This window comes from Pseudoflavonifractor capillosus, assembly GCF_016899775.1.
GTDB lineage: Bacteria > Bacillota > Clostridia > Oscillospirales > Oscillospiraceae > Lawsonibacter.
The window spans coordinates 1-5,876 of the sequence record NZ_JACJJE010000097.1; the positions used below are offsets into that span (position 1 = coordinate 1).

Sequence of the window (5,876 nt, forward strand, 5' to 3'; positions counted from 1 at the left end):
ATTGAGGATGAGAGCGACCGTGACTTTATGGAGCAGGTGTACCGGCAATACCATCGACTGATGTATCATACAATCTACCAGCTCACAGATGATCCATGGCTGGCAGATGATGTTCTCCAAATCACATTGGTGAAATTGATTGACAACATACCGACCCTCCGTTCTCTTTCCAATACAAAAAGGATCAACTACATCATCTCTGCAGTAAAAAACTCCACTTACACTCAGTTACGAAAAACAAAGAATCATCCGGAAATTGATATAGAGGAGTGGATGATGAAAAATACACTCACTGCAGAGGACGATCCAGAATTATTAGCCATTCACAAAGAAGAGATACAAGCGTTCAGCCAAATATGGCCCAAACTGGATGATAAGAATCGGCTTTTGCTAGAAGGCCGCTTTATTTTAGGAAAGTCTTATGAAGAATTAGCGGTTGACCTTGGCATGAATCCAAGCAGCGTCCGTATGGCGGTAACGCGGGCCAAACGGTTGGCTTACCAAAAGTGGCGTAAATATATGAAGGAGTAGTTTTGTTCTCTGATTCTCTGAGTATGATGAGTCTTTACCCTGAGTCCTTCTGCCCGGTCCACTCTGACCCTACCCCTAGTCCACAAAACCGGCGCAGTGTTCCCTTGGCGGAGCACTGCGCCGTTTGCGCTGTTCTCACTTCAGTATCCGGTATAGATTGGAGGTACATCCCCCATTTTCCCGGTATCTGGGCCGCTTCTCGATCCATCCTAATCGAAGCAGGTCTTGAATCGCCCGCTTCACTGTGGAGCGGGACAGGTTCAGGTCCTGGGCAATACTGCCAATGGCGTACCAGCTTTCACCGTCTTTGTTGGCCCGATCATGGAGATAGAGACATACCATCTTGGCCCGGGGACTTAGCTCTTGATCGCCGTATACGGCATTAAAGAAACTCACACAGGCTCCTCCTCCCGCTTCTGCGTGTTGTAGCCCGCTTTCGGGGAGGGGCCTTCCTCATCCACGCACTCCTCTACCCTCTGCTCTCGCTGCTGAGCGTGTAAAATCGCCTGAACCAGTTCCCGCTTTCCCGCATAGATCACTTTTCGGGCCGCTCTTCCTGGAGTCTGATATGGTTCCTCAAAGGTGATTCCCCACTCTAAAAATAATCGCAATTTGGTGCGCATAGGGTATGTACCGGTCTTCATCACGATAAATTCTCCCTTCGGGAGCGCCTTGAGTTCATCCGGCGTCATCAGTGCCCGTTCCATCATTTGCAGAGACTGGCTGGGATCATTCTTCCCTTTGGAGACAGAGCCGCTCATCACGGTGCGGCTGCCCAAGGCTTTGGACAACGCCTCTGCGGTCTGGGAGTTTGGGGCAAAGCCTCCGAAGATCGTATCCTGACAGTTGTCTGCCAATATTTCCGCGCCTTCTTTCCCATAATTCTTCTCCATCTGGGCCAGAGACTGAATAATGGGCACCATGGTCAATCTCCGGGAGCGCCCAGCGGAAAACAGAGACAGTACATCAAAGGGCGGCATCGTGCCGAACTCGTCGCACAGAAATACAACCCGATTAGCCAATTTGCCGCCGCGTTTTTCCGCCACAGTAAACAGCTCCCGGCTTAAATTTTGGATCAATAGACCGGCCATGAAGTTCTTGGTGCTGTCCTCCTCGGGTAAGACCAGAAAGATGATACACTTCTGTGAGGCAAAGGTCTCCGCATCTATGGAGCTGTCAAAGCAGAGTACCTGCTCCAACTCCGTATCCAGGAACGCGTTCAGCCGGGACAATACCGTAGACATGACAGAGGCCATCGCCTGATCCGATGTGTGCAGGGCAGAGGCAGCCAGCATCCGGGCCTTGTGGTCATCCGGAAGGAGGCTCATCAGCGTCTGAAAACCATTCCTCCCCCGGCTTCTGGGATCGGGGGCCAGGAGATCCTGGATCAACTTGAACACAGATACAATGTGGCGGACGTCCGGCTCATCTTTGCCCGGCGGCAGATACTGGGCCAGCAGCAGCGTGACCGAGGCCATCAGGCCCTCAGCCGCTTCGTAGAAATAGCTGTTTTCCCCGTACTGAGCAGCGTCGCCCGATGGGTTGATGATGGACTTGGCCAGAATCTTGGTGTACTTCTCTGCCGCTGCCGCATAGTCGATCGCGTTCGGAAATTCCCGGAACAGATCCATGTAGTGATTGATCAGGGTCAGCAAATTATATCCATCAGAATGCATGGGATTCCGCAGGTCGATGACCGATACCCTATAACCGTAGTATTTTTCCGCAATAGTGCCATAATTTTTGGCCAAGTCCCCCTTTGTGTCCAGGGCGAAAATACTCATTCCGCTGGCACAGGCATACTCCAGGTTGGGGTACAGGAAGAACGCTGTCTTACCCACACCGCTGGCCCCAATCATCAGGCAGTGGATGTCGTCGCAGTCCACCAGAGCATGGATCGTTTTGTGCGCCCAGATCCGTTTTGGGATCGGCGGATGAATAGACCTGCCAAACAAATGCAGCTCCGGCGGCACAGGCGGCCTTCCAACCGAACCAAGGACCAGCCCCTGGGCTTGGGGACGATGCTCACCGTTTCTCCACACTTGCGGCGTAAACGGAATATTCTGATAGGTCTTGGAGATCTCCTTTGGAGTTGCCCAGCGTGCGGTTCCATACTGACCATCTCCCACCGTGCGGCTCTTGATGTTGTCCAGTGTGTAGTGCTGGGAGAGCATGGCCAGTCCGCCGATTATAATGATCGCAGCCGCGGCAAACAAAATCAGAGGCCATATATTGTCCTGCATCGCATCACCTCATTCCCATTGCCAAGCCTTGTTTTGGCGCTTCCCGCAGTGCACACAGATCGTCATTCCAGTCCTTCCGCTCTGGGATCAGACGGTCTGAGGCGATATGGAACTGCTCCCCTATTTGTTCCGCCATCCGCAAACTGGCCTCATGTCCGGCCCGGTCATTGTCCAGGCACAGGTAAACCGCCTGGGGCGTTTTCATCCGCTGGAGCATGGTCAGCACCGGAATGGGAGACGTCCCGCAGCAGGCCACATAGCTGTGTTCGTTCCAATCCTCTGGGTAGAGGGAGAGATACGACAGAAGGTCAATGGGCGCCTCAAATACAAACAGGCTTCCATCTCTGCCAAAGTGGTGAAAGCTGTATTTGGGATCGCTGCCCTCCACGTTTTGACGAAATGCCTTTCCAGTGCTGTTGGTGCTCCGCTTGTGCGCATGGCGGGCAGTGCCGGTCTCATCCTTACCGACAAACACCACGTTGTGGTACGTTTCATCTTCATAGAGCAGTCCCGCTCGTGCGAAGTGTGTGATCACATCCCGGTCAATATGACGGTGCTTCATCAGATAGGCGTACACCCGGCGCATATCCCGGTTGGCAGGAGGCAGCGCAAACGGTTTGGAAGGCGGCGGGGTTTTCTCCCTTGCCTGCGGATAGCATTGTCCCTGCTCCCCATCCAGGAGCATCGTCACTGCCTCCGGAAAGGTCATTCCGTAGTGTGTTCGGACGAAATCAATGGCGTGGCCGCCGGTTTGGGTCTCGTGGTCAAACCACTCGCTGCCTCGGATGGTCACACTGTGGTCGGAGTCCAGACGGTAGTCTCGGCCGGAGGGAAGGAGCTTTTCCCCCTGCCGCCGCAGGAACTCAGCCAGATCCACCTCGTTGGCCTGGCGTTTCTGCTCTTCTGTAAAGTAAATAAAGGTTCCCATAGACACACCTCGCATCGCTATCATTTTAATTGAATTTCCTCATTCTCATGGTCATCGGCCTTATGGCCCATGGCCATTTTCTTTTCCAGAAGCTGCCGCCGGCGTTTACGGTCGATTTGAATGCCGCGCTGCATGGTGTCCGTCAGACAGCGATCTTCAAAGATCCTGCCCATGTGGTAGAACATCCGGGAGATTGCCGCAGCCACAGCAGGTCCTTTTTCCTGTCCTGAGAGCTTGGAGCGCTCCGGCGCAGCAGGACGGATGGAGTCATCCTCCCTCGGCATTTCTGCCTGTTTCCCGTCAGGTTGATCGTTTGGCGGTTCTGAGGCATTCGGTATCTCTGCTCGCCCCTGCGAAGGATCTTCCGAAATTGACTCGGTCTGCGACAGCCGCAGGGCCTCTTGGATCACCATGTTGCGCACCGCCTTGAACTCTTTCTGCCGAGAGAGCGGCACGCGCCTGGGCGGCTGTTGGGAATAGGTGCGGCAGATCTCCTCCTGCATCTGATACCACAAATCGTAGGCGGCGGCTACACGCTCATCCTTGGCCAGCTCATCCACGATCTCATCCACGATGGCCTTCGTCTTAGGCGGCAGATAGCCGTACACCTTTTTGCCCTTTGTAGTTTGGAGCCGCAGAGCGAGCGCAGTGGTTAGTTGCTCCAAACGCGGATTGTCTCTATCACCATTCCGCATCTGTCGGATCAGCTCCTCCATGGCCAGCCGTGCCTCCCGCTGGATGGCTGTCCGATACTCCGTCTTCTGCTCGTAGACATGGAACAGGTCATCCCGGAAGATTCTCCGGGCGAAGGCGGACTTGACCTGCTGGATGCCCTGTTTGGTCAAGTATCCCTCCTTAGGATCAGAGGAGAACACCACCATGTGGATGTGGACGCTTTGCTCCTTCCCGTGGAAGGCGGCGTACCAACGCAGGTGGTCCGGCGAGATTTTATAACCCTTTGCGATGTCTGGGAGACAGGCATTGACCAGCGCGCGCCAGTTCTCCGCCGTGTCGTAGCTCAGCCGCTCCGCGTCCTCCCGGCGGATGGCGACCACCGGCGTCCACACATTTCCTGTGTGATCCGCCACCTCCCGAATCGCTTGGGAGAGGTTCTGCACCTTGCCTCCCGGTCCCCAGAGGCCGTGCTCTCCCTGGAGTTCTACGCCGGGACGGTGTGCCACATAGTCCAGATAGTTCTCCCGCTGACTCATGGCCTCCACAAAATCCTCCCGCACCTGCTGGATAAAGACGGAGGCGGTTCCCCTGGCGGGGTTGGACTGGTAGTCCTCATACTCCAGCAGCTCCTGAGCGTCTGGGAAATCTCGAAGGAGCCTGCGGATGTACTCCTGCTGTTTTTTCGTGGCAGGCCGGTCTCCGTACTCCTCCGAGAGCACTTCTACACCGGGGCGCGTCGCCACATACCGAGTTCGGTTGGCCAGCTTGACCGCGTCCCGACCGCCCTTCAGATAGGGAGACATGAAGCGAATACGGCTCACAGTCCGTCATCCAGAAGCCGCCGCTGCTGGTCCAGCGCCCGGTCGAAGCTGATCTGTCCATTGGTGCGCTTCACCTCGTCCACCGCGTAGGCGCGCAGTTCCCGCCGGTTGATGGGGTCGGCGCGGAAGTGAGCGGCGATGGTGTGTCCCATCATGTTCAGCTCCACACACCATTTGAAGATCATGGTGCGCAGCCGGTTGGAGTTGTCCGCCACGATTCCCTGGAGCGTATCCACCAGTGCCTGGGACAGATACTCCGAGGTGTCCTCGGTGGCTAGGTAGCCCATGTAGAACCGCAGGGCCTTCTCCACAAACTCTCGCCGGGTCTTACAGTTGTCCTCCTCCAGCCAACTGTCAACTCGTCGAAGAATATCTGGTTGCAGCCAGAGTGTGATTTTTTCTCGGTTATCTTCCTTCATATCTTGCTCCTTTCCTACCACGGTGCTCCAAAACGGCGGAATACCTTGATACGTGGGCCTTTTCTTGAATTGCCACCGCTCCAAAAGGAGAAATGGCGATTCAGAACGGCGGTATCTCAACAGGCGAAAAGCCCCGCACTGCGGGGCTTTGTGGCTGGACCGCCGGGGCTCACCACGGCGGTCCTTTATCCTCGTACTAAAATCGAACGCCCCCAATCCCGGGGAAATTTGCGGAAATCTGCCCAACAGGGCCTCCTAT

6 protein-coding genes are annotated in these 5,876 nt (G+C 55.3%); 1 reads left to right on the forward strand and 5 read right to left on the reverse strand.

Going from position 1 to position 5,876, the window contains the following annotated elements; all coding sequences use genetic code 11:
- A partial coding sequence (locus H6B31_RS16080; RefSeq protein WP_204899429.1) for an RNA polymerase sigma factor occupies positions 1-531 on the forward strand: 531 nt, incomplete at its 5' end.
- A 135-nt stretch (positions 532-666) separates the two neighbouring features.
- Here the strand turns inward: H6B31_RS16080 and H6B31_RS16085 are convergent.
- Genes H6B31_RS16085 through H6B31_RS16105 form a run of 5 tightly spaced genes read right to left on the reverse strand, consistent with a single transcriptional unit; the run spans position 667 to position 5,617 of the window.
- Positions 667-927, reverse strand: coding sequence for a helix-turn-helix domain-containing protein (locus H6B31_RS16085; RefSeq protein ID WP_204899430.1), 261 nt, complete (start codon positions 925-927; stop codon positions 667-669).
- Positions 924-2,774 (reverse strand): type IV secretory system conjugative DNA transfer family protein, encoded by a 1,851-nt coding sequence (locus tag H6B31_RS16090; protein WP_204899431.1) that lies wholly within the window; start codon positions 2,772-2,774, stop codon positions 924-926. The genes H6B31_RS16085 and H6B31_RS16090 overlap by 4 nt, the downstream gene beginning before the upstream one ends.
- Positions 2,775-2,778: 4 nt before the next feature.
- Positions 2,779-3,702, reverse strand: coding sequence for a DUF3991 and toprim domain-containing protein (locus tag H6B31_RS16095; protein ID WP_204899432.1), 924 nt, complete (start codon positions 3,700-3,702; stop codon positions 2,779-2,781).
- Between the two features lie 20 nt (positions 3,703-3,722).
- Positions 3,723-5,198 (reverse strand): MobP3 family relaxase, encoded by a 1,476-nt coding sequence (mobP3, locus tag H6B31_RS16100; RefSeq protein WP_204899433.1) that lies wholly within the window; start codon positions 5,196-5,198, stop codon positions 3,723-3,725.
- On the reverse strand, positions 5,195-5,617 hold the full coding sequence (locus H6B31_RS16105; protein ID WP_191437534.1) for a hypothetical protein: 423 nt from the start codon (positions 5,615-5,617) through the stop codon (positions 5,195-5,197). The genes mobP3 and H6B31_RS16105 overlap by 4 nt, the downstream gene beginning before the upstream one ends.
- Positions 5,618-5,876 lie beyond the last annotated feature (259 nt).